At 50.9% G+C, this 24,104-nt stretch carries 30 protein-coding genes; 20 read left to right on the forward strand and 10 right to left on the reverse strand.

What is annotated here, in order from left to right; all coding sequences use genetic code 11:
* The 4 genes from CJP72_RS11580 to CJP72_RS11595 all read left to right on the forward strand — a co-directional run.
* Positions 1-266, forward strand: a 266-nt coding sequence (locus CJP72_RS11580; protein ID WP_162381219.1) for a hypothetical protein, incomplete at its 5' end; no start/stop codon positions are given.
* Positions 267-345: 79 nt separating this feature from the next.
* Positions 346-828 (forward strand): MarR family transcriptional regulator, encoded by a 483-nt coding sequence (locus CJP72_RS11585; protein WP_162381220.1) that lies wholly within the window; start codon positions 346-348, stop codon positions 826-828.
* A complete protein-coding gene (locus tag CJP72_RS11590; protein WP_162381221.1) occupies positions 821-1,291 on the forward strand; it encodes a hypothetical protein in 471 nt (156 codons plus the stop codon). Before CJP72_RS11585 ends, CJP72_RS11590 begins: the two co-directional genes overlap by 8 nt.
* A gap of 1 nt (position 1,292) precedes the next feature.
* Positions 1,293-1,967, forward strand: a complete 675-nt coding sequence (locus tag CJP72_RS11595; protein ID WP_162381222.1) for a hypothetical protein — start codon at positions 1,293-1,295, stop codon at positions 1,965-1,967.
* A 23-nt stretch (positions 1,968-1,990) separates the two neighbouring features.
* Here the strand turns inward: CJP72_RS11595 and CJP72_RS11600 are convergent, their stop codons facing one another.
* Positions 1,991-2,422 (reverse strand): hypothetical protein, encoded by a 432-nt coding sequence (locus CJP72_RS11600; protein ID WP_162381223.1) that lies wholly within the window; start codon positions 2,420-2,422, stop codon positions 1,991-1,993.
* A gap of 737 nt (positions 2,423-3,159) precedes the next feature.
* On the opposite strand from CJP72_RS11600, the gene CJP72_RS11605 reads away from it, so the two are divergent.
* Entirely contained in the window at positions 3,160-3,879 is a 720-nt protein-coding gene (locus tag CJP72_RS11605; protein WP_162381224.1) for an RES domain-containing protein, read from the forward strand.
* 31 nt (positions 3,880-3,910) lie between these two features.
* On the opposite strand, the gene CJP72_RS11610 is transcribed toward CJP72_RS11605, so the two are convergent.
* Positions 3,911-4,534, reverse strand: a complete 624-nt coding sequence (locus CJP72_RS11610; RefSeq protein ID WP_162381225.1) for a helix-turn-helix domain-containing protein — start codon at positions 4,532-4,534, stop codon at positions 3,911-3,913.
* Between the two features lie 112 nt (positions 4,535-4,646).
* Positions 4,647-5,087: a phosphatase domain-containing protein gene (locus tag CJP72_RS11615; RefSeq protein WP_162381226.1), complete on the reverse strand. Its 441-nt coding sequence runs from the start codon at positions 5,085-5,087 to the stop codon at positions 4,647-4,649.
* 152 nt (positions 5,088-5,239) lie between these two features.
* Between CJP72_RS11615 and CJP72_RS11620 the strand changes: the two genes are divergently transcribed.
* From CJP72_RS11620 to CJP72_RS11635, 4 genes are all read left to right on the forward strand, one after another.
* Positions 5,240-5,878 carry a Ref family recombination enhancement nuclease gene (locus CJP72_RS11620; RefSeq protein ID WP_162381227.1) on the forward strand — a complete coding sequence of 213 codons (639 nt, stop codon included), beginning with the start codon at positions 5,240-5,242 and terminating at the stop codon, positions 5,876-5,878.
* A 401-nt stretch (positions 5,879-6,279) separates the two neighbouring features.
* Positions 6,280-6,936 carry a maturation control protein gene (locus tag CJP72_RS11625; protein WP_193568693.1) on the forward strand — a complete coding sequence of 219 codons (657 nt, stop codon included), beginning with the start codon at positions 6,280-6,282 and terminating at the stop codon, positions 6,934-6,936.
* Positions 6,933-7,262, forward strand: a complete 330-nt coding sequence (locus CJP72_RS11630) for a baseplate protein (protein ID WP_162381228.1) — start codon at positions 6,933-6,935, stop codon at positions 7,260-7,262. Before CJP72_RS11625 ends, CJP72_RS11630 begins: the two co-directional genes overlap by 4 nt.
* A complete protein-coding gene (locus tag CJP72_RS11635) occupies positions 7,255-8,454 on the forward strand; it encodes an SNF7 family protein (RefSeq protein WP_162381230.1) in 1,200 nt (399 codons plus the stop codon). Before CJP72_RS11630 ends, CJP72_RS11635 begins: the two co-directional genes overlap by 8 nt.
* A 59-nt stretch (positions 8,455-8,513) precedes the next feature.
* On the opposite strand, the gene CJP72_RS11640 is transcribed toward CJP72_RS11635, so the two are convergent.
* Both CJP72_RS11640 and CJP72_RS11645 read right to left on the reverse strand, forming a co-directional pair.
* A complete protein-coding gene (locus tag CJP72_RS11640) occupies positions 8,514-8,933 on the reverse strand; it encodes a helix-turn-helix domain-containing protein (protein WP_162381232.1) in 420 nt (139 codons plus the stop codon).
* The gene (locus tag CJP72_RS11645) at positions 8,930-9,241 is read right to left on the reverse strand and encodes a type II toxin-antitoxin system HigB family toxin (RefSeq protein ID WP_162381234.1); all 312 of its coding nucleotides are present in this window, start codon (positions 9,239-9,241) and stop codon (positions 8,930-8,932) included. The genes CJP72_RS11640 and CJP72_RS11645 overlap by 4 nt, the downstream gene beginning before the upstream one ends.
* 157 nt (positions 9,242-9,398) lie before the next feature.
* Between CJP72_RS11645 and CJP72_RS11650 the strand changes: the two genes are divergently transcribed.
* The 6 genes from CJP72_RS11650 to CJP72_RS11675 all read left to right on the forward strand — a co-directional run bounded on the left by CJP72_RS11650 (position 9,399) and on the right by CJP72_RS11675 (position 16,141).
* On the forward strand, positions 9,399-10,160 hold the full coding sequence (locus tag CJP72_RS11650; protein WP_162381236.1) for a phage tail protein: 762 nt from the start codon (positions 9,399-9,401) through the stop codon (positions 10,158-10,160).
* Positions 10,157-10,921 (forward strand): baseplate, encoded by a 765-nt coding sequence (locus CJP72_RS11655; protein ID WP_193568694.1) that lies wholly within the window; start codon positions 10,157-10,159, stop codon positions 10,919-10,921. The genes CJP72_RS11650 and CJP72_RS11655 overlap by 4 nt, the downstream gene beginning before the upstream one ends.
* Before the next feature lie 2 nt (positions 10,922-10,923).
* The gene (locus CJP72_RS11660; RefSeq protein ID WP_162381238.1) at positions 10,924-11,904 is read left to right on the forward strand and encodes a tail length tape measure protein; all 981 of its coding nucleotides are present in this window, start codon (positions 10,924-10,926) and stop codon (positions 11,902-11,904) included.
* Positions 11,897-12,529 (forward strand): baseplate protein, encoded by a 633-nt coding sequence (locus CJP72_RS11665; RefSeq protein WP_162381240.1) that lies wholly within the window; start codon positions 11,897-11,899, stop codon positions 12,527-12,529. The genes CJP72_RS11660 and CJP72_RS11665 overlap by 8 nt, the downstream gene beginning before the upstream one ends.
* A 65-nt stretch (positions 12,530-12,594) precedes the next feature.
* Positions 12,595-13,503, forward strand: a complete 909-nt coding sequence (gene rdgC / locus CJP72_RS11670; protein ID WP_162381242.1) for a recombination-associated protein RdgC — start codon at positions 12,595-12,597, stop codon at positions 13,501-13,503.
* Entirely contained in the window at positions 13,493-16,141 is a 2,649-nt protein-coding gene (locus CJP72_RS11675) for a Dam family site-specific DNA-(adenine-N6)-methyltransferase (RefSeq protein WP_162381244.1), read from the forward strand. The genes rdgC and CJP72_RS11675 overlap by 11 nt, the downstream gene beginning before the upstream one ends.
* A gap of 63 nt (positions 16,142-16,204) precedes the next feature.
* Here CJP72_RS11675 and CJP72_RS11680 read toward each other — a convergent pair whose 3' ends face one another.
* Both CJP72_RS11680 and CJP72_RS11685 read right to left on the reverse strand, forming a co-directional pair.
* On the reverse strand, positions 16,205-16,501 hold the full coding sequence (locus CJP72_RS11680; protein WP_162381245.1) for a hypothetical protein: 297 nt from the start codon (positions 16,499-16,501) through the stop codon (positions 16,205-16,207).
* Positions 16,498-17,124: a division plane positioning ATPase MipZ gene (locus CJP72_RS11685; RefSeq protein ID WP_162381247.1), complete on the reverse strand. Its 627-nt coding sequence runs from the start codon at positions 17,122-17,124 to the stop codon at positions 16,498-16,500. The genes CJP72_RS11680 and CJP72_RS11685 overlap by 4 nt, the downstream gene beginning before the upstream one ends.
* A gap of 155 nt (positions 17,125-17,279) precedes the next feature.
* Between CJP72_RS11685 and CJP72_RS11690 the strand changes: the two genes are divergently transcribed.
* The 3 genes from CJP72_RS11690 to CJP72_RS11700 are packed head-to-tail and all read left to right on the forward strand — an operon-like array spanning position 17,280 to position 18,852.
* The gene (locus CJP72_RS11690; RefSeq protein WP_162381249.1) at positions 17,280-17,564 is read left to right on the forward strand and encodes a PAAR domain-containing protein; all 285 of its coding nucleotides are present in this window, start codon (positions 17,280-17,282) and stop codon (positions 17,562-17,564) included.
* Positions 17,561-18,352, forward strand: coding sequence for a hypothetical protein (locus CJP72_RS11695; RefSeq protein WP_162381251.1), 792 nt, complete (start codon positions 17,561-17,563; stop codon positions 18,350-18,352). Before CJP72_RS11690 ends, CJP72_RS11695 begins: the two co-directional genes overlap by 4 nt.
* The gene (locus tag CJP72_RS11700) at positions 18,346-18,852 is read left to right on the forward strand and encodes a hypothetical protein (RefSeq protein WP_162381253.1); all 507 of its coding nucleotides are present in this window, start codon (positions 18,346-18,348) and stop codon (positions 18,850-18,852) included. The genes CJP72_RS11695 and CJP72_RS11700 overlap by 7 nt, the downstream gene beginning before the upstream one ends.
* 374 nt (positions 18,853-19,226) lie before the next feature.
* Here CJP72_RS11700 and CJP72_RS11705 read toward each other — a convergent pair whose 3' ends face one another.
* From CJP72_RS11705 to CJP72_RS11715, 3 genes are all read right to left on the reverse strand, one after another.
* Positions 19,227-20,099, reverse strand: coding sequence for a RepB family plasmid replication initiator protein (locus tag CJP72_RS11705; protein WP_162381255.1), 873 nt, complete (start codon positions 20,097-20,099; stop codon positions 19,227-19,229).
* 1,162 nt (positions 20,100-21,261) lie between these two features.
* Positions 21,262-21,540 (reverse strand): hypothetical protein, encoded by a 279-nt coding sequence (locus CJP72_RS11710; RefSeq protein WP_162381257.1) that lies wholly within the window; start codon positions 21,538-21,540, stop codon positions 21,262-21,264.
* Positions 21,537-22,388 (reverse strand): DUF5417 domain-containing protein, encoded by an 852-nt coding sequence (locus CJP72_RS11715; RefSeq protein WP_162381259.1) that lies wholly within the window; start codon positions 22,386-22,388, stop codon positions 21,537-21,539. Before CJP72_RS11715 ends, CJP72_RS11710 begins: the two co-directional genes overlap by 4 nt.
* A 159-nt stretch (positions 22,389-22,547) precedes the next feature.
* Here CJP72_RS11715 and CJP72_RS11720 point away from each other — a divergent pair, with 159 nt between their 5' ends.
* Positions 22,548-22,961, forward strand: a complete 414-nt coding sequence (locus CJP72_RS11720) for a hypothetical protein (protein WP_162381261.1) — start codon at positions 22,548-22,550, stop codon at positions 22,959-22,961.
* Positions 22,962-23,030: 69 nt separating this feature from the next.
* On the forward strand, positions 23,031-24,104 hold the full coding sequence (locus CJP72_RS11725) for a hsdR (RefSeq protein ID WP_162381263.1): 1,074 nt from the start codon (positions 23,031-23,033) through the stop codon (positions 24,102-24,104).

Here is a 24,104-nt window from a genome sequence, read left to right on the forward strand (position 1 = left end):
TCTGTCGCGACCAGGAGCACGGCGAGGTTATCCGGTTTGACGATCGTCGTGACGTTCTTGACGAGTTCCAGCGCGGGATTGTCGATGCTGAGTCAGGCAATCCTGACGACGCAGAAGACTCTACCAGCCCTTACGCCTACCTTGCCGGGAGAAAGTTCTTCCACCAGCGCCAGCGCTACGGAGGTATGGCATATCGGGAGGACCAGGGGCGAGTGTGTCACGGCATGGTATGTGCCGATACAGGGGAACGATGGGCGCAAGGGTAGACAGAAAAAAGGGGGCCATGACAGCCCCCCTTCTTCATTGCGATTTAGCCTTTGAAAAAGCCACTGACAGGATAGCAAATTGAACAACGCCTTCCCACAATTACAGATTTTTTCTTCTCCGTACCCGGACGTCGCTAACCGCATTATTGCGCTGTACTGCGAGGAAAAGCGCGGCCTGACGCTCTCGCGCCGTGACTTTACCGCCCTTCTCCCTGGCGTCTGTACCGACCACATCCGCAAAACAGTACGTGATTTGCTGGAAAACAAGGTGCTGGCGCGCAGTGGATGCCGTTACCGGCTTGCTGTTACTCCCGCCCGAATCATCAACATGAAACCCCACCGGCTGTACCGCGTGGACTTGCAGATCCTGCGGCTCATCCAGTCAAAGGGGGTCATTACGGCAAATGACATGCTGCGGGTTAACGGGGTGTCACGCACGATATTCCTTCGCGCTGCAGCACGACTGAAGCAACAGGGACTGATTGAGTCCTACCAGGAAAAACCATTCCCGGCGGCGTGTCGGTTCTACAGATTTAAAACACAGGAGATTTCCCATGAGTAAATTACAGGTTCGCAAGATTGATGATAACGCCGTTATCCCGGTACTGGCTGGCGCGGCGACGTTCCCCATCAAGGCGACTGATATTCGCTACGAGGCGACGATCCGCACCGGACGCGAGCAAGCAAAAGCGTACTGGCTTAAAACAGGCTTGCAGTTCGACGTACCAGAAGGCCATGTTCTGAAGGTATTCCCCGTGCAAGAGCTGGCGCACAAAAACCTTGCGAGACTCGCTGATTGTGTGGCGCTGGTGGAACCTGGCGACCATAACGAGCTAATCCTCCGGATGGTGATCGACGATGGCGGTAAATCCTTTGAACCACGAGCGGGAATGGTTGTGGCACGGGCCATGCTGGAGAAAATCGTGTCTCCGGAGCTGGTGGAAGTCGAAGAGTTTGACTTTCCAAAGCCGGTAGCCAAAACCGAAAAGGCGAAGAAAACCGTGACCGCTCAGGCAGAGAAGTAATATGCAATATCTCATTGGCAAGGGAATGAGCATTTTCGTTGATGACAGCAGCGTGATTGACCAAAACTCCATTAATCAGGCCTTGTTCATTCTGACCGGCTTCACCCCCATTAACACGGGAGGCTTCACTGTTTGGGAGAACGGGCGCGAGCGCTATTGGGTGCCGTCCGACGCACCAGACGAGGACATTGCAGCTATCACTGAGGAACTGAACGCACAAGCGATCGTGCCGTCCCTCGATGCTGATTTTGCGCAGCGGTTGTTACGTCTGGTGCCAATGGCGATCAATCCAATTGTGCAGGTGAATGGTCGCCTGATCGGTGGCTGGCAGGTAGAGAGCAACCCAACACCCAGTGATGGCGACATTATGACAAACGGTCATCAGTCCCATTCCTACCAGCACACCGTATTACCAATGGCTATTGCTATGGTGTTCCTACAGGCGCAGGGGATAGGCCAACAAGCCTGGATTTATACCGGCGAACATGACACGGCAACACCAGAGTTACATTACGTGGTCCCGCTTGATAGCAATCTGAAAGTGCTGGAAAACACCCCTACTTTCATCCGTGCGCCTGACTTAGACCAGTTCGCTGCTGTCGGGGTGCCTCTTCACGCTTGGGAAGATGCACTCACAACGGCCCTGCTAACGAAGGCCGCACGTACACCAGCATAAACAGCCCCGAAAGGGGCATTTTTTTACCCTTCTGCATCCTCTGCCAAGAGTTCTAGCATTGACGGTTTTGGCGCACCGGCAGCGATCTGAGTGGGAGTGTCACAGGCGTCTATTTCAGCTTTATGGCGAGGGTTACTGTCGGCGTCCAGCCACTGATGAATTAATCCGGGCATTTGCTTTTTGTTCATATCCGTCTTGAACCAGAGACTGTATGCGGTTCTTGAGCCACCAGCCGCCGCGTACTCTGCAAAATTGATAACATAGCCATCCACGCCGCGTTTAAATTCCGTGTCATCCATCTTGTTACCATTTAATGCCACGACACCGGAGTCCTGATAAACAGTGACTTTACGGTCGCCACAATCAAAATAAAGCGCCCGTTGGCTGGTGGATTGTGCTGCGACTGCCCCGGAAATTAGCAGCGTCGAAAGTAAAAGCCCTTTTATAGTGTTCATGCGTCCCTACCATACAAAATGTGTATTGAATTTATCTTTTTGATATATCAGGCATATAAGGGTAACGAACTTTTCACCATATTAATATGTTTCTTGCCCCCTTCCCTGTCCCATCGGCAACTGCCACGCCAGCCGTGGCGCGGGATTGAGGGGGGTCTCAGGTGGTTGGGGTAGCATGATTACCAAAATAACCAATAATATCTAAGGATTTAATTTAAATTAATATCCAAACAAAACTAATAATATATATTATTGAACTTAATGTGAGAATAATCTTGATTAAGCGCGAATGCCGTTAATACCTTTACGATTAACAGCCAGGCGGATACTTCTTAAGGGCATGATTAAATATGCCGACTCATGGTCCAAACCAGCAGCGCAACAACAGCAACAGAAGCAATAAATTAAATGCCGCCAGTTATGGCGGTCCCGGACTGGCTGTCATCCATTGCTGTGATAGCCCTATTTAACCTTAACAAACACCTTCCCCCGAAGTGCAAGATCAAGCCGACTCCATTTTAGGTGGCTTGATGCCTGACGCGCCCCCCTTTATGATGCTCCGGCCTGGATTATCAGGCAAAACACGGTCATACAGTCAGGTGGGCTGTGAGCCAACAGGCAAGCATGTCGGCTGCTGTCACAATCTTACTGACTCCCTTTGACCACTCAACTCATCCATAACCCAGTAATGGTGACTTTATGGTTAGAACTATGTTCAAACGACTCAGAGGTATCAAATGGCAAACCAAACTAAGAAAACAGGAGTTTCACTATATGAACAGCTAACAGCTATTCATAATTCGGGCCGTATGCCTGTGAAGGTTAACGGCATTATCCAGTTCAAACGCTGGCAACGTAGCAAGCAGGAATCCGGTGTGTATTTCGGATGCCCTCAAGAAAAGCTCCAGATGGGCCGCTACAATGACCCAACAGCGAAAACTGGAATCTGTTACGTCGCAGACTACGCTGTCACGGCAATTGCGGAATCGTACGGACGCGAGTATCACAAAAAACCAAACTGTAAGTTCAGTATCGGCTTCGATGAGGTTTCGAAGGCTCAAATGTGTACGTTGGAAACAACCCGTGAAACAACAACTATCGACATGGGAAGGCTGCTGGGCTTGCTTCATATCACAGCAGACGAAGTAATGGGCGATGGTCAGGACATCACACGGACTGTGACGGACTGGGCGGCTAATACGCCAGGACTCCATTATGACGGCATTACCTATATGTCCCGTCATTTACTTGGGGTTGGGACATGCACCGCGTTCTGGCAGCGCGAGGGGATGGATTTACCCCTCAAAGATGTTGATATGACACAACTGGACGAATACGTTGATACCGACAAGGAAAACTTCCCGCAAGGTTGGCCCGAGTCGGATATAGACGGGTTTGAAATTCTGACAGAAACGTTAGATTTCACAGTAGTAAATAACAACGAAGAAGACGTGTAAATCTAATGCCCGGCCTGTTAAGCCGGGTATATTAAGAAATGTGCCTACCGAAAATCGAAGCCTGATGTTTAATCTCTTCCCAATAATCCTTTACGTTATCTGACTTCATCGCAGTGATGACGTTGGGACCGTCCTCGCCAAAGAAGTACATGTTCGTAAAGAACGAGACTTTTGATACTGAACCCAAGTCATCACCAAGACAGGAAAGAATTTCCTCAAACCCGTCAACTACCTTTGATTCAGAAAACTGAAAGTCAGGAAATAAATAATCATTTCCAGGACGAACGGCAAGCAGCTTGTTCGCCTTCAGCTTATTATTAACAGTCTGTCTGCTAGTCTTCAGACGCTTTGCTACATCCCCAGCCTTAATCGTGCCACCATGCTCTTTAAGTTGCTCGGTGAATGCTCGGGTACCTTCATTTAATCTGTGGATACGGCGCAGTTCACGCTCAGACAACAGCGTGTTGTTCTCCAATATCTTTTCAAAGATAAACTGCATCAACTCGGTATCGTTCATGCTACTTGCACGAGATAACACTCGGTCTTTAGCCATTTGCATAATTGCTGTACTTGCGATGCTAACAGTTCGCTCAAGCAACAGTTTTTGCTCTTTAGGAATCTCTTTGTGTGGAGTGCTTCTATCTAAAGTATTCATAATTCAGCCCCTCTCTTTACACTTATAATAGATATCTAAGCGTAAATCGTCAAGCTGGATTATTAATTGAGCTATTCCTGTCTGAAAATTGTGTAGCGCCCCATCTGTAAGGTCAGGCAACCTGGTGACAGGTGATGCCCATAGAACGAATGGCAGTACACACTTCCGGGTTATCGTCGAACGCGCACAGGACGTTTTCGGGGCCGATGTTTCTGATCCACTCCCGCTTGATGTCTGCTGGTGGGCGGTGCTCCTTCTCTCCACGCATTATCAGACGGTCATAAGGGATCTGGAATCGTGACAACCAGGCCGCTGTCTCTGCATAGGCCACGTCTCCCCGACTGGTCAGAATAAAAATCCGATAGTGACGGCTCAATGCCACCAGCAACGCGATATTCGTAGTGATGGGTGTGTCTTTGTCACACGCCAGGCTAAACCGATCCCAGTTCGGCGCGTAGCCCATCAGGTCGGGGTGTGGGATGAGATGCCCCCGGTGGCTGGAGTCAGCCAGCGTGTCATCCAGGTCAAAGACAACGATATCCGCAGTGGTCACAAAAAAAGCTCCTGTCATTCGTGTGCGCGCAGCATAAATCACATTAATTCTAAGAAAATAATAAATTTGTATTTATCGAATAGAAAAATGATAGCTGTAGGACTTATACTAAGAAAATACCATCAATTCTAAGGTATTTTTAAAGGCTTATCATGCACAGTACAGAGGAACGTAATGCACTCTACGAAAAACAGCGCATCGCCGCGCAACGCCAGCGCGAACGCCAGAAAACCAAACTGGCTGATCCAGCTTATCGGCAACATCAACAGGAAAAACGCCAGGCAGCAGCGCAACGATCAGCTGAGAAACGGTTAGCCCGTATCCGGTCGCCGGAGTATCAGGCAGAACAACGCGAGAAACAGCGGGTTAAGCGCCAGGAGGCGGCGCAGACACCACGCAAACTACCCGCAGCACCTAAACCCCGCAAAACATCAACGCGGGGACTCAAAGGGCGAACCCCGACCGCAGCCGAACGCCGCGTAATGGATGCTCTCGCTAAACTCCCCTGCACTGCTTGCTGGCTGCACAAACACCACCAGCCGCTTATCAGTCTGCATCACGTTAATGGGCGTACTGCCGACGGCGCGCATATGGACGTGATCCCGTTGTGCCGGTGGCATCACCAGGACGCGGCACCAAAAGACGTCCGTGAACAATATCCGTGGCTGGTGCCAGTTCACGCCAGCGGCATTGTCGGCGGCAAGGCTGAATTTGCGCACCTGAACGCATCAGAAGAGGATTTGCTACTCATGGCCTATGAACAAGCCGGAATTGTCAGGGAGGCGCGCTAGTGGCCCGTACAGCGACAGACCGGATGTTAAACCCACACGGGCATGTTTATGTGCTTGATGGCCTGACCGGACACCACATCTGCAAGATTTGCGGTACTTGTGAACGCCGGAACGGGCAATACTGGTGGGCGGGAAAGTGGAGTAAGACAGAGCCGCCGTGCGGCCTCAATACTGATAAACAGCGGGACTGGCATACCGCCGCCAACCCCGATAATGAGAGAGATAAATAATTTATTGACGCGGGAAATGACAAAGTACAAACCGCATAAAATCCTCGCAGCCGTTGTGTTCCCTTGAGGGTACTTTTGACAATTTAACTTCCTGCTTTAGCGCGGTTGGGAACATCAATAGCCAGTAAGGGGCCGCAATAGCGGCCTTTTTGCTTTCTGGAGGATAGAAAATTGAGTCAGAAAATTGCTGTCTTTAGTCTCTCAACAACAACCCCGTTCTTTATCACCGGTATCTATAACGATAACACCCTGATAATGAGCGTCCCGAAGTCCCTCCCCAACTCATTAAAAAAACAGCGCGAAAAGGTGATCCCTGCCGTTCAAAAGCTGCGAAATTCCGGCTTTAAGGTGCTGGTGGAGGAAACCAGCGGGACAATCGCCAGCGAGTGTGGTGCTCACCACGTATCCCTCAATACGCGGCATACGGACGGACGTGCTGCCGTTCTCGTCGGTATCGAGCGCTACAACGAATTACGGCTACAAAAAGCCATTTTGCTCCCTGAGAAAAACCCCGGCGCGTATGAGATCCCCTCTTCCATCGTGGATGTCGATTACAACGCTGCCGGTGACGTGGTGTATCACATCAACTGGCAGGATATCAGGCCAGAGCACCGACTCACGATCCTTTGCTGTTTCTCCACGGTGTACCATCCGGTCACGTCTGCTGATTACATCAACGCCATGACCGGCGGGGGCGAAGAACGCGAGGCAAACCCGTTTTTTCGTACCTTTGCCAATCTCATCCGGCATCAGGACGTCACCAGTGCAAACGCCGTCCCTGCATCCCTTTCCGGCAACCGCGTCAGTGAAAATGAGGTCATCCTGTGAGTTATAACCGCCTGGATGATCGCACCATTGACGATCCTGTCTTGCTGGCATTGTTCCATCAGGAGGTCATTGCTCGGGCCACCAGCTACAGCGCCGATAACATCCCGTACACCATCAAAGTTGATGAGGTTTACCGTTCCGATCTGGCGGCGTTTCGCTGTTACGGCAATATGGAACTACGCTGGGTGTTCCGTCTGCTGGCGGGGCATGAAGCAGAAACTGAGGCAATGTCCGTTGGCACGACGTTCACCGTGCCGCCGGTGGCCTGGATACGTGACCGTATGCGTGATTACGCGTCGGGATCGGTGGAGTTAACCAGTGGCTGATTTCCCACGCGCCAGCAACGGGCGCTATCAGACTGAGGGACTGAGTGCGAAGGAGTTTGAGCGCCTCTTCAACCAGATTGAGAAGGACAAGCGGAGTAAACGCCGTGGCGCGCGCCGTACCCTCACCCCTGCATCACTGAAGAATAAAACGGTCGAAGACATTCTCTCCCTGGGGAAAAAGAAACAGGCCGGTACGTTCTTCACGGTTGACGATCTGAAGGAGTTCGAAGGGCGCCGCAAGGATATTCGTACCACGCTCAATGCGGGTGTTGCCGGGATAACCTACGCCCAGCTTATTGCTGGCAGTGAAGCAATCGACGTTAAGCGCGCAAACAACGCCGTGGACGACGGTTCAGGGATTAAACGCGCCGTTCCATCATCTATAAAACATAACGTCGTTACCGTCAGCGTGGAGGCGTCTGACCGTTCCGAAGACCAGCATCACCGCGTCAAAGTGCGCTTTGAGGAATGGGATACGCTGATTGACGAGCTGGGGGACGAGAAAAGCGCCGTTAAGGTGGCGAAAAAGCTATGCGCCGGTCGCGTGTCCTTCGACTGTGATTGTGGTCGTCACCAATACTGGTATCGCTACATCGCGACCGCCGGTAACTTTGCACTGGCTCCACCGAAAGAATACGCCTATCCCAAAATCCGTAACCCGAATCTCAAAGGGATCGCCTGTAAGCACGTGATCCACTCAATGACGCGTCTCCAGTCGGCGAGCTGGCAACTACGCATAGGCCAGGCCATGCTTCAGGCCGCAAAACGTGTCGGGTTCGGTGACGACAAGCGGCGAACCACGAAGCACTTCACCGATGAAGATAAAAAGGCGTTTAACAAAAACCGTAGCTCTCAGACCAACCAGGCGGCATTGCGTCAGGAGTGGGATAAATACCAGCGCCGACAGAAAGCCCTGGGTAAACAGATCGCGCGGGACGACACGAAGTTACGCTCACTGAGCGATAAGCTACTTAAAGCCAGAAAGATGTCGAAAGCGCAACGCGCCAGAGCCGAAGAAAACCAGAAAAAGCTAAAACTCGAACAGGACAAAAACAAGCTACTGCAACAGCAACTGACCGACAGTTTTAAAATCAAACGACAGGCGTTTATTGATGCGCTGGTGATGACGGGTACGCCACCAGCGAAAGCAGAACAAATGTTTTTGGACTACGTGAAGAAAGGCGGCGGTTGAGGTCTACAGCGGGGGGAATGACGGCGACCGGTGAAAACGGTAGCCGTCATGGGATGTTCTTAGAGAAACCACTCGGGTTTCACACCAAAGCGCGCGGAAAGCGCCTTAATGTGGGTAATGGTTAATGAGCGCTGCCCGGACAGGATCTGGCTTACCAGTGATTTAGAGCCGATCTCGTTCTTCAGGTCAGAGTATGACAGCTTGTACTGGTCAATCAGAGTACGCAACAGGGCAACGCCCACCGGCATTTCAGCAATCGCTTTATTGAACTCCGCAAACTGCTCGCTGCTATCTTCAAAGTCGGCAATTTTCGCCGCCAGGAAGTCAATCAACGGGTTTTCATCATCGTTCTCGATGAGGTAATCCACCAGCGCCAGCGCGTCACGGTAATCTTTCTCTGAGGCACTGCCCCCCAGGAAGGGGACAGCGGCTACCAGTTGTTTTGTTGCTTCGATGGCCTTTGTAGTGTCGGCAATCATTCTTTGTTCTCCCTGTAATAGCGGTTCAATTTGTCGTATTCAGCGTGGGTGACGATATGCTTTACATAAAAGCGCTTATTCACGAAGTTGATGTAGGCGATCACTCTTAAATTATTTCCTCCTACGTCCAACACCCACCACTTGTTTCTGTACTTAAAGTTATCAAGGCTTGGTACTGCTGCTCTTAACTCTGCCGGTGATGTGAAGTCATTTTCACGTACCAGGCGATACAGGGCGAATATGGCTAACGAGTCGTTGGGATTTCGCCTTGCCGCTACCTCAAAAGGTTCCTTTGATATGACGTGCATCGTGCGTTTCCGTTCATCCGTTTACATTATGTGAACACTATAGCAAGCCCACAGACCGTTTACAATATGTGAACGGTGCTTTTTCTGTCCCCATCCACAAAACACAATCTGACTAAACTGCCCTCCTGACTGAATACCCCCATCAGCGAGGCATTGAATGGGCCGTTTTGATGAATGGTTAGACGACGAACAACCGGAACCAGCCGCACCAGTTGACTATCAGGTTGTCCAGCCAGAGGACAATGACGAAATCACGCCACCAGCCGCTACCGATATGGATCAGCTGGTGGAGGGCGACACCGCAGCCCCGTACCCGCCGGAGGAAGTCTATTTTGATGAACCTGACGCGCCGGAAACTGAGGCTGTCGCCGCGCTGCCTGGCGCATTAGCGGCACGGGATCAGGACACGTCGCTGAAGCCGCGCTTTAAAGGCCACTCGCCGCTTAACACGATGGTGCGCAAAGACTGGATGAAGTTGATTGACCGGCACCCGGACAACTTTGACGCCCTGCTGTTTCGTCCTGATCCCGAGGACGTGGGCGAAGTGGATGAGGAAAGCGGGATTGAAAGCCCCTCCTACACCGAACTGAACAACAACCAGCGCGATTTGCGCTATCTCGATCCGGTGCTGGTCAAAGTGCTGGACTGTCCTGATGAACGGGACGCATTTCAGGCCGTGGATTCGGACAACGAGCAGGACGGGTTAGGCGACGAACTCCAGCTACTGCGTATCGCCGCAGAGAATGTATCTATCGGCTCTATCCTCACCTGGAATGAAGAAATGGCGTCCGGGAAGCTGGCGCAGCGCTGGTGGTATGTACACCGTATTTTCAGCTTAGGGACTCAGCACGTCGGCTCACTGTATTACTGCATTCCGGCGCGAAATATTGATTCAACAGAAGGAGGGATCGCGAAATGACCAGGGAGCTACTGGCTAAAACCCGTCAGTGGGAAAAAACGCGTACCGGGAAATTTGAGATAACCGGTTTTGCCGCCACTGATGACGCCGTTGCGCGGGAAATTAACAGCATTTTCAGCAATGTCGTTGTGACTCACGTTACCCGTGATCGCGAGCGCTTTGCGGCGTTCCTGGCGCGCGCACCGCAGGACCGCGTATTTGTGGGCAATTTTGACAACGTGGTTGAGTTTTTGGGGGCCGTTCGCCGAGCGGCTGCTGGACGACGCAGTATTCCATCCAGTGAATCCATTAACCGCGATGCTATGCCGTTTATCAACATTTCCCGATCCTTTGATGCTGACTATGACAGCAACGACAACCAGCGTGACCGTGACGACCTGGCTGATCTGTATGGGTCGGACGGCATAACGCCAGTCGCAGAGGTGTCTGCGACTCAGGTAGTGCTCACCTACAACGTCACCCTGATCGCCGCCGAGAAATCCACACTCAGCCTGATGTGCAATACCCTGGCATCATCAATGCGCTGGCGCGAGTCCACCAGCTTTACGGCAATTGACCGGCTGGTACACCTGCCCGTCGAAATTGATTGCTCATTCCAGGACGCAAAGGGGATCGGGTACAGCGATTTATCAACACCTATCATGGAAAACCGTATCTTTGCAGCACAGGCAACGCTTACCGTCATGGCTGACATGATGACCGCCTTCGAGGTTGATGCAAAACAGATGCGCGTTAACACCTACAGTGGCGTGGAGGGCTAACGATGGCACAGTTACAGCAATACTTTTTGCAGTCGGCAACGCTAAACGGAGAGGTTATCCCCAGGGAATGGATAAACACCGTTCTCTACATCGAGAAAACGGAACTGTCTGGCCCGATACTGCGTCTTGAAGTCAGGGACGCGACCGGTTCTGTCGTTGACGACTATAAAGCGGCATATGGCGCTACGCTGGTGGTCGAGACTGGCGACCCGACCGGCGACCGGAAAACCATCAAAGAAACCTTCTTTGTCACATCAGCACCGGCACAGGGCGACGTGATCCAGATAACCGCCGTTCATGACACATTGAAGCAGATAAAAACCCCCTCCAGCGGCGCAAGGCTGTACTCAAACAGGCAACCAGGGGACATCCTCAAAGACTTCGCCGGTAAACTCACGGTCGAGGCTGACAAGTTCAAAAAGGCCGGGACTTATCATCTGAATATGGGGGAAAAGCCGTCGCTGGTACTCAGCCAGATAGCCGCCGATAACGGCGCGCTGGTGTGGATGGCGCGCGGTAAATTCTGCGTCAAAGAAATGGCGCGTTTGATTAAGACAAAAGCCGCAATGGTCTATGAGGCCAATAACCCATCGGCGCAGTACACGATCAGCCGCTTAGAAAACATCAATCAGGACTTTGCCGCCACACAGGGGAGCCAGTACCGGTTTGTCGGGTACTCCGAAACGGACGGGTATATTGAGTCCGGGGACAAATCCCTGCCCGTTCGCTACGTTTCTGATGCTGATATGGCGACCCTGAAGAACATGCAACAGGTGCTGGTGCCAAAACTGGATCTGGAAGTGTCGGGTAACTCCGATATCTCCGCCGGAATGGTGATCGGTATCCAAATCCATCGCTATGACCAGCAAAACCAGGTGGATGAGTCCCTTCCGAAAAACTTCATTGTCGGGCGCGTAGCGCATTACGAAGACCGCGTGTCGTATATCACGCGCATGGTGTTAGGAGTGCCATACATTGAGTAAGAAGAGAGCCGTCATTGTAGGGACAAAGCACCCTGCCGGGTTAATGCGCGCACAAGTCAGGGTGCTACCGGACTGGAACGGCGTACCAGATGACGCGCTACCGTGGGCGGAATACATGATGCCCATTGGCAACGCCTTTACACCAACCATTACCGGCGATCTGGTATGGGTTGAATTTCCGTACCTTGATGTGCGAGGACGTCCTGACACCCGGCGACCGTTGATAGTAGGCGCGGCCTCCGATTCCCCTGGCGGTGTGCCGAACGTCGCCCCTGAAGCGTCCGGGCAAGGCTCAGCATGGGAACCACCAGCGGTTGACGGCGCACCGGCGCGCCCACAGCTTACGTCGAGTGAAGACTTTGTAGTACATCGCAATAACATTCTTGAAGTGCGTACTGCTGGTGGCGGGTATGAGATAGCAAATACGGCCTCCGGTTCACGCGTGGGAATGAATGAGGCGGGGGACATCTATATTTTGGGCCCTGGCAACATGGTCTTTGATGCTGGTGGAGACTTCATCGCTAAAGCCGGTGGCAAGATTTTGCTGCAAGCCGGGGCGGATTTAGGACTGACGGCAACCGGGAAACTGAGTGGCAAGGCTGCATCGGTGGACTTCTCAAAATAAATAACATCAATTCTAAGGCGTGATGTGATTTAATACCTTGTCTTTTTTGGGTAGGTAATCACAGGATGAAATCTCCGTTTTTAAAAAACGTCTGTATCTATACGCTTTCGCGTGAGTTCTCACTGTCACGCGAAGCATTTCACGAGCAACTGTCTCATTTCGCTTTCAGCGCTTGCGGCGCACACGACATGGCGACGTCGGGCTGGACGAACGTCACCCCGGAGACAATGGTTGCCGAGCATGAAGGCTCATTCCTGATTTGCTACTGCAACGAAAGCAAGATTCTCCCCGCGCATGTGGTTAACGAGGAAGTCGCAAACCGCGTGAGTAAGGTCGAAGCCACACAAGGCAGAAAAGTACGCCGTGCCGAGCGTCTGAGCCTCAAAGATGAGGCGCTGCAAGCACTTGTCCCCCGCGCATTCACTAAGTTCACGCATAACTACGTCTGGATTGACCTTAACCACCAGCGCGTCATTGTTGAAGCCGGGAGCGCCAGAGCCGCCGAAAACATCCTTGCGCTGCTGCGTAAAACACTTGGCTCACTGCCTGTCGTGCCTTTGATGATGGAAAATCCCATTGAACTGACGTTGACCGACTGGCTCAAAACGAACCAGACACCGACGGGGTTCACTTTCGGCACTGATGCCGTGCTCAAAGCCATTCTGGAAGATGGTGGCGCGCTACGCGTCAGTAAGCAGGAGCTGGTGAGTGAAGAAATCTCCACGCACCTGGACGCCGGAAAGCTGGTAACAACCGCCGGATTACGCTGGCAGGATCGCATTTCGTTTCGTCTGAATGACGATATGACCATTAAAGCGATCCATTTCGCCGACGAGCTGCGCGACCAGAACGACGACATCGAGCGCGAAGACATTCACTCCCGGCTGGTGGCTGACTTCATTCTCTTTAAAGCTGAGTTCACTGACATGCTGCGCGCGCTCACTACCGCGCTGGGCGGTGAGTGTGAACGCTAATTTCACGGCAAACCACCAGCTTACCTATGGCTCAGTCTGTAGCGGCGTGGAAGCCGCTAGCCTTGCCTGGGAAGGATTAGGGCTAAAGCCGGTATGGTTTGCTGAGATAGAAAAATTCCCGTCTGCAGTGCTGGCGCACCACTGGCCCAACGTCCCTAACCTGGGCGACATGACGCTGATTGCCGACAAGATCCGCGCCGGTGAAATTGAAGCGCCTGATGTGCTGGTAGGAGGTACGCCATGCCAGGCGTTCAGTCTCGCTGGCTTGCGTCAGGGGATGGACGATGAGCGCGGTCAACTTACTCTTGCTTTTGTGGAGCTGGCAAATGCCATTGATGATGTTAGAACCCGGCATGGGAAAAACCCGTGCATTATTGTCTGGGAAAACGTCCCAGGCATTTTCAGTAGCGCCGACAACGCATTCGGCTGTTACCTTGCCGGATTGGGTGGCGAAAATGTGCCATTCGAGCCAGGCGAAAAGCCAGAACCAAAGAAAAACAGCAAATTCTGGCGCTGGAGCAAAACAACCCGTCAGCATATTCCAAAATGGTCAAAGTCAGGTTGTGTTGTTGGACGACAGCGCCGACTGGCCTGGAGAGTCCTTGATGCCCAATACTTCGGAGTGGCCCAACGACGCCGCCGTGTGTTTGTTATCGCAAGTGCTCGAAAGGATGTTGATCCCTCCAAAATACTTCTTGAGTCCGACGGCTTGCGCCGGAATATTGCGCCGAGCAGAAGCGCGTGGACGGAAATTGCCAGCGCTACTGGAGGATGCACTAAAGTCGGTAGCCACTGGGACAACCCATCAAACCCACACCCAACCTTAAACCAGTCCCATAACACCGGGGGAATTGGTGCGAGCAACCAAGAATTATTCGCCCAGCGCGGCAGCGGTATCATTTTAATGGCGCATGGTCAGGGAGGGGCAGAGATAAAAACCGACGATTCTGCACCGACCCTCACATGCAACCACGAAGCACCTATAGCTGTATTAGCATTCCCTGAGTACATGAGCGGCACACAGTGCGCAACTATGGAAGGTATTTCGCCTTCACTTATGTCACGAAACCCAACAGCCATTGCTTTCAATAGCAAAGATTATGGGCAGGATGCCGCCGAAGAAATAGCACCAACTTTACGAGCAAGTGGAAGCGTAAACAGCAACCAGAATGCAGGAGCACCACCAGCAGTTGCTTACGGAATCCCAGGTAACTGGATTGGCAGGGCCCCGGAAAATGGCGGTAACGCCGTCGAACCAATGAATGACATTTCTCCATGCCTGACTGTTTCAGACCGGCATGGCGTCGCCTATGGATTCCAGCCGCGTATAGCGCGCAACGGGCGCGGTGATATGGGGGATATCTGTCACACGTTGAATGCTCAGTCAGGTGAGACGGGGAAAGGTGATGCTGCGCCGTGTGTCGCAGTAACAGGTTATTCGAATCGTGATCCCCAAAAGTCAATTCGCCGCCTCACCCCACTTGAGTGTGAACGTCTCCAGGGAATGCCGGATGGACATACTCTGATCCCCTCCGAAAAAGTTAAGAAGTTAACGACAGAAGAGTACGCGTATCTTCGCTCTCACTTCCCAGCACTGACAGCAGAACAAGCGTACCGGCTTGCCGCCGACGGCCCGCGTTATAAAGCGATTGGTAACTCTATGGCCGTTCCCGTCATGCGCTGGCTGATGACCCGCATTCTTGGGGAATTACCCGTTACTACCGCACCTGTCACCCCTTCCCCTGTTCCTGATACCGGAAAAACAATGACACCGAAAAAACGCAAATCCACTAAAAAAGCGAAAGTGGAAACGTCCTCTTTTGTGCGCCCGTTCCTCAAATGGCCCGGAGGGAAATACACTCAGCTTAATCAAATTCTGCCGCTGATTGGCACGGGTAAGCGCCTCATTGAGCCGTTCGTCGGTGCCGGTTCTATCTTCATCAATGCACAAGGCTTCGACCAGTACATCGGAGGGGATACCAGCGCCGATCTGATTGGCCTTTATCACGGGCTACAGCAAAACCCCACCGCGCTGGTGGACAAGGCCAAAGCGATGTTTGAAACGCTTAACACCAGCGATGGCTACAAGGACGTGCGAGAGAAGTTTAATCGCCTCCACTACACACCGCTGGAACGCGCTGCAGCGTTTCTGTATCTCAATCGTCACGCGTTTAACGGCCTGATGCGCTACAACCAGCAGGGAGGGTTCAACACGTCTTACGGTCACTACAAAGCCCCTTACTTCCCAACGAGTGAGATAGAGTCCTTCTCGAATATGGCTGCATCTTGTGAGTTCCATTGTCAGTCGTTCGTAGACACGATCCGGCTGGCTGGAAAAGACGATGTGGTATTTTGCGATCCCCCGTACATGCCATTACCCGGTAAAGACGGTTTCACGCAGTACACAGACACGCCGTTTAAAGACGAGCACCAGTGGCAATTGCTCAATGAAATGGTTGCAGCCCACCAGCGAGGCGCGCGCGTGGTCGCCACGAACTCAGGCAACGAACAACTGATTGAGGCCTATACTAAAGCTGGTTTCAAGGTGAATGACCTGTTTGCGCGCCGCTCTATGTCCTGCAAAGGAGATACGCGAGAAGTCGCTATTGATATCGTGGCAACGCTGGGGGTGGCATGAGTCCACTCGACAGTTAGACCCTTTGCTGTGATAGCAAAAAGCCCACCGGAGTGGGCTTTATTTTTAGTCTTTTTTCGTCTGTCTCAGTAACTTCATGACCTTTTCCGGCGGCAACTCTGCCAGCGCCAGCAGCCCCGCTTTGACAACATCGGTACGCGTCAGGCTTACTTCGCCCTCCGCCGCCGCTTGCTGCAAATGAGTAGTTATCTGGTTCAGGTAGTTGTCGGTCAGTGACACCGTAACAGGGCGGCTTTTAGCGCGGCCTTTTGGTGCAACAATTGCAGCAGTAGTGGCAACATTAGCAGTGCCACCACTGATAAACGCCTCTTCACCGGGTTTGCTTGCAGCGCGGTTTCTCACAAAATCACCTCATCAACTAACTTACGGATTTCTTCTTTCGCTTTCTCGTTATCCGCTTCAAAAACGGTTGTGCTGGTGGCCCATGTATCACGGAACACCTTACGGTCACAGATTCGGTTTGAAGCCTGAGACATTGCCGGGAAGTCCCTCAGCACTTCCGCCGCCAGATTGCCTTCATTCACAAACAGGTTTGTCGGCGTCATGTTCAGGACAAGGTAGCCACGAACCTTTTCGTTAAAAATTTGCGCGTTAGTAAACACGTCACAGGTATGAGGAACAACATCCAGATCCATCTGTGACGGACGCAGCGGGGAAATAAACACATCTGCAGCCATAAGCCCGGAGCGCAGTTCGCTACTGTCTCGTCCTGCACTATCCGCGATCACATAGTCGTAATGCTGTGCCATTTCCAACAGGGTATTTTTGATGTTGCCGGTCGCAGAGACAACAGGTACGCGCGGCAAGTTTTCATCCCGGTTGTTGTACCAGGTAAGGACAGACTTCTGATCATCAGCATCGACAATCATTACGGTTTTCCCCAACTCCAGCAGGTACGCCGCAATAGAGACGGCGAGCGTAGATTTACCCACGCCGCCCTTTTGAGATCCCAGCAATACAATCATCGTGTAACTCCGTGTCATACTGTCATATTGAATGACACTATTATAATGTGACGATAACAAAAAAAACAAACATCACCTGCCCTCTACATGCGTATTTCACGGCATAAATCACAGACCCCCTATCCTGCCCCTGCGTAACCAACACAGGAGGCGCTATGAGCGCAGCAGGAACGATAGATTCCGTTTGTTCGGGACACGGTGGCTTCCCATCAAGGAAAACAGCAGAAGCAGAGCCATTTTTAACTATCAACGGCAAGCCCGTGCTGGTGGATGGAAACCTCTTCCCTGACCACACAGACGGCAACTCCACCCACAGCGGCGTAGCGGTATCTACGCGCCCGTGGTTCACCATTAACGGCAAGCCTATCGCGTGTGTATCCGATCCCGTGTCGTGCGGTTCAGTGGTTGCCACCGGCGACGATTTTTTTCAGGTGGCATGATGTTAGATAACGACAAACAAATTGATGCTTTCGGCATACTCACCGCTCAGGGAGCTGCAACACCGGCGCCCATCATTCGTTACCGCGAGGCTATCAGTCTCGCTGACGGCTTAAAGCGGGATATAACCGCGCTTTACCTGGATGACGTCACCTATCCCCCTTCCATATCAGAGTTCACCGGCAAGCTGCCCGGATACATCGACACCCTGACAAAATCCAGCGCGGAGGCCAGCAGGTTTATCGCAGCCATTCAGGGTTACACCACTCCGTCTGATCTCATGCAGATGAAAATTGGCTGGGAGTGCTACGCCAAAGGCAACCGCCTGAATCCGGCACCGCCTTTTGCGCTGGTGGAAGGGTTATGTGACACCGCTGTTTGCGAAGGCCTGACCGACGTGCTGAAGCAGATCACCTTAACCGGGCTGGCTGGCGCGATGACCACCATTAACGAGCTTATGCTTGCCGCTGCCGTCCCGCCCGGAGACGAAGGAACGACAACACCGCCCCCACCGCCGCCCAGCTTTACGCCGGAAGAAATTGAGGCACTGAAAGTCGCGACAGAAACGCTATCCCCGCATTTTTCGACGATTGATGCCACCAGCAAAGTAACCAGCGATTACACAGACCGAGTACAAACCTCCACGGCGTTAGCAGCAAAGTCTCTGAACGATGCCGTCGCCATCACGCTAACCGTCGGACTGACAACCGATCCGGTTATGTCACAAGCCATCGCCGCAATCATGCCACCAGACGTGATTAGCGCGCTGAAAGAGGATTCAAAATGTTAAGCACCTGGCGAACGCCGGTCATAGCCATCGTATTAGCCCTGGTCAGTTATGTACTGATAAAGGGATATAACGCCTATTCCGACCACTGGGAATATGTGAGCACCCTGGAAAATGACAACCAAACGCTGACTGAAGACAAAAACGATCTGAATGAGCAGGTGAGCAGCATGACCGTTGCCATCCATCAGCAACAGCAGGAAAACGACGAGCTGGTGGCGGAGCTGGAAAGGCGAAGGTTACAGCAGGTCGACAATGAGCAAAAAGAACGTGAACTGGAAGAACAACTCAAAAAGCATAAGAAGGAAACATCAGATGCAATTAGGAACCTCACTAAGCAACTTCAGCAGTCTGGCTTTCGCGATTTGCGTCTCCCTGATGATGTTATCCGGATGCAGCGCGAACGAGCCGAAGAAGTCAACCGCAGAGCCAGTGGTAGTGACAAAGACAGTGGAGCGTCCAAAGCAGGAAGCAAAAGCGTACCTGCCGTGCCAAATAGATGAAGCCCCGCCGGAATATCTGGAGCTATACCCGGCCTATACAGCGAGACTGTTTGACGTGTTTGAAGAATGTAACGCCCGAAATGCTATCCGGTCTGATTACAATATGAAGTTATGACAGTGTGACTGTATGACAATGAGTGACAAAGGCTGCGAATGCGGCCTTTTTTTCTATCTGCTATTCAAATACGGTTACTTTCATAACGGAGGGAATAAATACGGTTAGTTTCATAAAATACGGGGCATAACGGCCCGTCATCCTGCCTTACAACCACCAGCATCCGGCTAAAACATGCAACTAACCGTACCAGTAAACTAACCGTATTCGCAGGAGCCAACATGCAACTAACCGTATTATGAAACTAACCGTAATTGACTCAGCCCGTAGCCGTCAGCTTTGGTGAACGGGAGTGAATAATAAACTGCACTTCCCTTCCCTTCTTGACCTCGGAGAAATCCAAATAGCCTATCGACACCAGGTCAGCCATAGCGCGCCTTACGACAACGTTCTGGTCACACACGCGGGATTGCATCGCCAGGCGCTCGCGTAAGCGCTTCAGCGACACAAACAACGTGCCAGAAGGCATTGACTCAAAATAGATATACAGCGACTGAGCGGCCTCCTTACGAGACAATTCACTCAACGCCTTCAAGCCCAGCAACACCTTATGGTCGTAGCGGTACAATTCCCACAGGTTAGGATCGCCAACAATCTCTACCAGGTCAGTTTCTGTATCGAGCTTGGCCTTTTGCACAAGGTGCGTAACCATTGCCTTCTTACCGTCTTTAGACCGGAAGGACAGCGTGACGCTGGACAGGTTAAACATGGAGTCAAACAAGCGCTTACGTGCTCGCTGATTAATATCCGTTGGACGCAATCCGCACATCCGCGCAAACTCGGTAAACGGTAGAGTTATCTTCTCAGACGTGAAGCCATAAACGGAGAACGCGCTGATGATCCCAACCCACGTTTTAAAATCCGTGGACATGTTGAGTTTAGCGCCCTGAATTTTAATGTCCGTATAGCCTTCTCTACGGGCCACCTCAAGGCTGGAAAGTTCTTCTGAGGCATCTATGAGAAAATCACGCTTGCCGCGCTCACGTGGCGATACAGGCGTGAATACGCTAAGACGCAGCAAAGCGACCGGCTGAACCGTCTTATTGCTGTTAGGTGTCAGTTCATAAACTGTGTCTGAATCTTTTTTAGTGACAGCAAAAGGGCTGACGATCTCTTTGTTATTCAAAGACATTCCTATTTATCCACATAGGGCGCTTAAAAAACAAGCAAATTATGAAAGTGACCGTAATCGGATTATGAAAGTAGCCGTATTTATTATGAAAGTAAACGTATTTATTATGATAGTGACCGTATTCATTATGAAAGTGACCGTATGATCTGCCTTTTTCGGTAGTTATATCAAATGGATACGGCATCGGTGATCTTTATTGATCTTTTAATGATCTCTATTGGACTAAAAGAATTGATCTATCAGGTGGATAAGTGGGTAAGTGGGTAAGTCAGGTAACTCTGAACCAGGACATAGATAGTCCCTCAGGCTGGTGGGCATTGCAGAAAACTACGAGAAACCTTTGAGTTTTTGCAAAAATAGCGCTGCAGCATACGGCGCAATGTCTACATTCGCCAATGAAATCATCACTCGATCAAATTTTCATTTTTTTTTGCGAATAATTGACATAGCCTCCAGGCCTTATAAGACGCGCACTTAGCGTTTCTTTCCCTTTTGCAACCTCAATTTAACCTCAAAATCAACTCTTGTACTGAAAAGAATCCTTACTAGAATATCCCCATATACAGGAAGTTATAGCAGTGGTAGGCGCAAGATATAGTGTTAAGTCCATCGAAGGGTCAGAAATGAAAAGGCCCAGTTGATGAGACTGGGCCTTTCAATCGGTATTAAGAGTTCGCACCTCTTTAACCGTGCCGAATGTATCTGGCAGCTCCGTTAATCTTAACGGCATGAATGACGTCCTTCAAACTTTTTTGTTTGATAGACGGGTTCACCACTGATTAAGAAGTAAATTTAGTTCCGGGTTCTTTGTGATGCTTGAACCTTGCTCAAACCAAAATTCGAGCCGAATGTATCTGGCAGCTCAGGTACGACAACTGCAAAGGAAAACCCAAGAGTGTTTGCAGCCAGGCGCGAAGAAAGTAAGGAACCAACATGCAGATGCTGCTGTTGTTTTTGAAGCTCGCGCACCCAGTGACGGTCATTGTTTTGACCTTGTTGGGATTTTTTAAAGGCCGTTAACACTGAAGCCTATGGAGGCTCAAAATGGTGAATTTGTTGTTGAAGATCGTACCTTCAATAGTCGAGATTGCTATCGCGATTATTGATTACCTAAACCAATAGCCGTAAGACAAGGCCCACGGATGTGGGCCTTTGTTGCCTGTCATACCTTTGCGGTCTTATCTTCATCAAAGAGTTGTGCTTTACATGCCGCTTTGAAGGTCAGACAAGAACGGCTGCGTAACGCTGGTGCAAATGCCTTTTCCAGTTCCTGTCTATCAAACCCATCTGCAGCAAACAAAGATATTTTCTTTTCAATACGTTCTTTGGCTTCAGATAGCTTTACATCTTTGTTATTACGTAAAAACCGTAAGATGTAGTCAGCAATAATACGAACCGGTTTAGTGACATTACGCTCAGTCTGGATGGCGGAATTACTCATTTTTCCAGCTCCCAGCGGCGAACAATTTCGATCCAGTTAGCGCCTAACGCGAACACCATCGTTTCTGCAATAGCATTGCCAATGCTGATTATCGTGTCGCCCTCGCGCATGAATTGACGCATTTTGCTCTGTGTCTCCCTCTCGTGAGTGGGTTCACCTGAAAAACCTGGCATTACCTCCCAAAATGAAGCAGCTAAAGGGTTATATGTCACTTGCGGGGTCATGTCAGATACCCTGACAGCATATCCACCATCACGGCGCTTGATGATCAGGTGAAGCATAAAGCGCGGGACATCGACCCCAATAGAAACCAGCTCGTTTATTTCCAGCGCTTCGCTGTGAGCGGCGTTAAGTGCTGCAGTTTTCAGCAAACCATCCGGCAGGTTCTCAATAGCGCCGCCAGGTAGAGCAATACTGCGTAACCGCTCCTGATTCCCCGCTTCATTAAGCGCCATTTCTGTCTGAATGGCCTCCAAAGCTCGGTTGTAATAGTTATCAGCCTTGCGGATAGCCAGTAGTGCTGTTTCTGCGCTACAGCCAGTGGCTTCCACCAGATTCACCACGAATTGTTTACGGTATTGCTCTGTGTTGCGAATGTGGTTTTCTACTTCACCTTTCAGGCGTTTGTAGTCGGCCTTGAACTCGTCAACTTCGCTCAGGTCGATCCACCAGCCACAACTGACGCCTTCATCATAAATTGGACAGGTGTCGTTCTCCCAACCCGCAGCCGTTAGCATGTCATCCATTGCTTCCAGAGTCGCAGCCGGTGCGTTATCAATGGTGAAGTGCTGTTTACGACCACGCAGAGCAGGGTTTGCTTCAGTGATGGCGTTGCGAGTCAGTTTCATAATGTTTTCCTGAATTTTCATCGTCGGCTGCGTCATGCTGCCGCCCTAATGAGTAAATATTTACTCATTTGAAGCAGGGAGTCAATGAAAAGAGTAAATATTTACTCATGAACATTAAGACGATATGATGCCCTTACCCAAAGTAACCAGGAAGAGAGTATGAAAGTGAACTACGTGAGGAAAGGCACCGGCACACGCACGACGATCGTTATACCCGATCATCTATGCCAGCTTTGGTTAGCCGCCACCCCTTCTGATGCGGTAAAGCGCGATACGCAGCGCATTAAAGAACGTCTGGAACAACTGGACGAACCAGGCGAAGGCGAGCCGTTCCAGCGTATGGCAGAATCGGCGCTGGTGGCGGATATCGACGCGTACCAGACTCGGTTGCTTGCGTCCGGTGAGCACATGAAAAACCGTGTTATTGATGCCCTGCTGCCGTGGTTACAGGGTGCGGTTGAGCCGACAGCCAGCGTAGATGATGTGTTTAAGGCGATTGAGCAGTTCAAGTCCATTCCGTGGGAGATTGAGGAATCATTCGAAAGCCTGGAAAGACAGCACTATGCAAGTTGACCGCTATCATCAAATAACCCAGCATGCATAGGGAAGTGCTCTCAAAACCGTATCGAGTGAGTAATAAGAATGACAAAGGATCAAGGAACGCCGCTGCAAGGAGAAATCCAGGCACTGATAGAAAACGGTCTCGATTTCCTCAATAAGGCGCGAAAAGAGCTGGAAGCTAAACAGTATAAACACTCAATCGTAAATTTCTGGACAGCGGTTGAGATCATGCTGAAAGTCCCATTGGTTTACGAGCATTGGACTCTGGTCTGCAGCAAAAAAAACAAACCTAAAAAGCAGGACTATCTTGATGGCGATTTTCAGTCTGTCACTTACGATGAAACACGGGATCTGTTTCGTGACGTGTTAGAAAAACCTATCAGTAAAGAGACACATGAGGCCTTTAATAAAGTCCGAAAACATCGGAATCGCGTCGTGCACTTTTACCATTCATCATTCTCCTCTGCAGATTTGGATACAATCTTGAAAGAACAGGCGGATGCATGGTTTGCGTTAAACCGTCTGATGCGGGACGAATGGCAAAATATATTCGGTGATAATCACAAACACATTCTCGCTTCCGGTGAGACTCGTCTTCTTCAGGGAAGCAAGTTTTACTCCACAGCACGGCTAAAACAGGTTGAACCTGAACTGAGAAAGCGGGAAAAGGGAGGTGCTGACATTCAGTGTTGCCCTGATTGTGGACAGAATGCGGTTGTTAACGAACCTATCCACACAGGCAATCAGTCAATGCCTGAACTTATAGTTGGTCGATGTCTCGTGTGTGAGAGCATCAACCGCCAAGTTCGTCTGCACTGCCCAAGTTGCGGAGAGATCATGTCATGTGACGAAGGTGAATTGAGTGTAGAGTGTGATTCGTGCCATGACAGATTTGAACGATACGAACTGCTCGGTGATTATTTACTTCAAAATACTGATGAGGATGAATATTTACCGGCTGGTTGTACTAATTGTATGAGTCCTGAATCGGTGGCTAAGTTTGGTAATGGCTATCTGTGTACACGATGTCTGAACTTTTATAATCAAATGGTTATTTGTAACTTCTGTGATCATATGAGTGATGCAGTCCCGGAATTCAGCCATATCAGAGGATGTGAGTTCTGTGACGGTGACAAGCGATACCTTGATGATTAA

This window comes from Citrobacter sp. NCU1 (genome assembly GCF_010231475.1).
In the GTDB taxonomy this organism is placed as follows: domain Bacteria; phylum Pseudomonadota; class Gammaproteobacteria; order Enterobacterales; family Enterobacteriaceae; genus Citrobacter_D.

Bases quoted from the DNA above. Each gene is read 5' to 3' on its own strand.
- CJP72_RS11655 (WP_193568694.1), top strand. From the start codon at position 10,157: ATGACCAGGGAGCTACTGGCTAAAACCCGTCAGTGGGAAAAAACGCGT.
- CJP72_RS11710 (WP_162381257.1), bottom strand. From the start codon at position 21,540: ATGAGTAATTCCGCCATCCAGACTGAGCGTAATGTCACTAAACCGGTT.
- CJP72_RS11600 (WP_162381223.1), bottom strand. From the start codon at position 2,422: ATGAACACTATAAAAGGGCTTTTACTTTCGACGCTGCTAATTTCCGGG.
- CJP72_RS11640 (WP_162381232.1), bottom strand. From the start codon at position 8,933: ATGATTGCCGACACTACAAAGGCCATCGAAGCAACAAAACAACTGGTA.
- CJP72_RS11605 (WP_162381224.1), top strand. From the start codon at position 3,160: ATGGCAAACCAAACTAAGAAAACAGGAGTTTCACTATATGAACAGCTA.
- rdgC (WP_162381242.1), top strand. From the start codon at position 12,595: ATGAAATCTCCGTTTTTAAAAAACGTCTGTATCTATACGCTTTCGCGT.
- CJP72_RS11690 (WP_162381249.1), top strand. From the start codon at position 17,280: ATGAGCGCAGCAGGAACGATAGATTCCGTTTGTTCGGGACACGGTGGC.
- CJP72_RS11700 (WP_162381253.1), top strand. From the start codon at position 18,346: ATGTTAAGCACCTGGCGAACGCCGGTCATAGCCATCGTATTAGCCCTG.
- CJP72_RS11725 (WP_162381263.1), top strand. From the start codon at position 23,031: ATGACAAAGGATCAAGGAACGCCGCTGCAAGGAGAAATCCAGGCACTG.
- CJP72_RS11685 (WP_162381247.1), bottom strand. From the start codon at position 17,124: ATGATTGTATTGCTGGGATCTCAAAAGGGCGGCGTGGGTAAATCTACG.
- CJP72_RS11650 (WP_162381236.1), top strand. From the start codon at position 9,399: ATGGGCCGTTTTGATGAATGGTTAGACGACGAACAACCGGAACCAGCC.
- CJP72_RS11660 (WP_162381238.1), top strand. From the start codon at position 10,924: ATGGCACAGTTACAGCAATACTTTTTGCAGTCGGCAACGCTAAACGGA.
- CJP72_RS11695 (WP_162381251.1), top strand. From the start codon at position 17,561: ATGATGTTAGATAACGACAAACAAATTGATGCTTTCGGCATACTCACC.
- CJP72_RS11715 (WP_162381259.1), bottom strand. From the start codon at position 22,388: ATGAAACTGACTCGCAACGCCATCACTGAAGCAAACCCTGCTCTGCGT.
- CJP72_RS11590 (WP_162381221.1), top strand. From the start codon at position 821: ATGAGTAAATTACAGGTTCGCAAGATTGATGATAACGCCGTTATCCCG.
- CJP72_RS11645 (WP_162381234.1), bottom strand. From the start codon at position 9,241: ATGCACGTCATATCAAAGGAACCTTTTGAGGTAGCGGCAAGGCGAAAT.
- CJP72_RS11595 (WP_162381222.1), top strand. From the start codon at position 1,293: ATGCAATATCTCATTGGCAAGGGAATGAGCATTTTCGTTGATGACAGC.
- CJP72_RS11705 (WP_162381255.1), bottom strand. From the start codon at position 20,099: ATGTCTTTGAATAACAAAGAGATCGTCAGCCCTTTTGCTGTCACTAAA.
- CJP72_RS11610 (WP_162381225.1), bottom strand. From the start codon at position 4,534: ATGAATACTTTAGATAGAAGCACTCCACACAAAGAGATTCCTAAAGAG.
- CJP72_RS11620 (WP_162381227.1), top strand. From the start codon at position 5,240: ATGCACAGTACAGAGGAACGTAATGCACTCTACGAAAAACAGCGCATC.
- CJP72_RS11720 (WP_162381261.1), top strand. From the start codon at position 22,548: ATGAAAGTGAACTACGTGAGGAAAGGCACCGGCACACGCACGACGATC.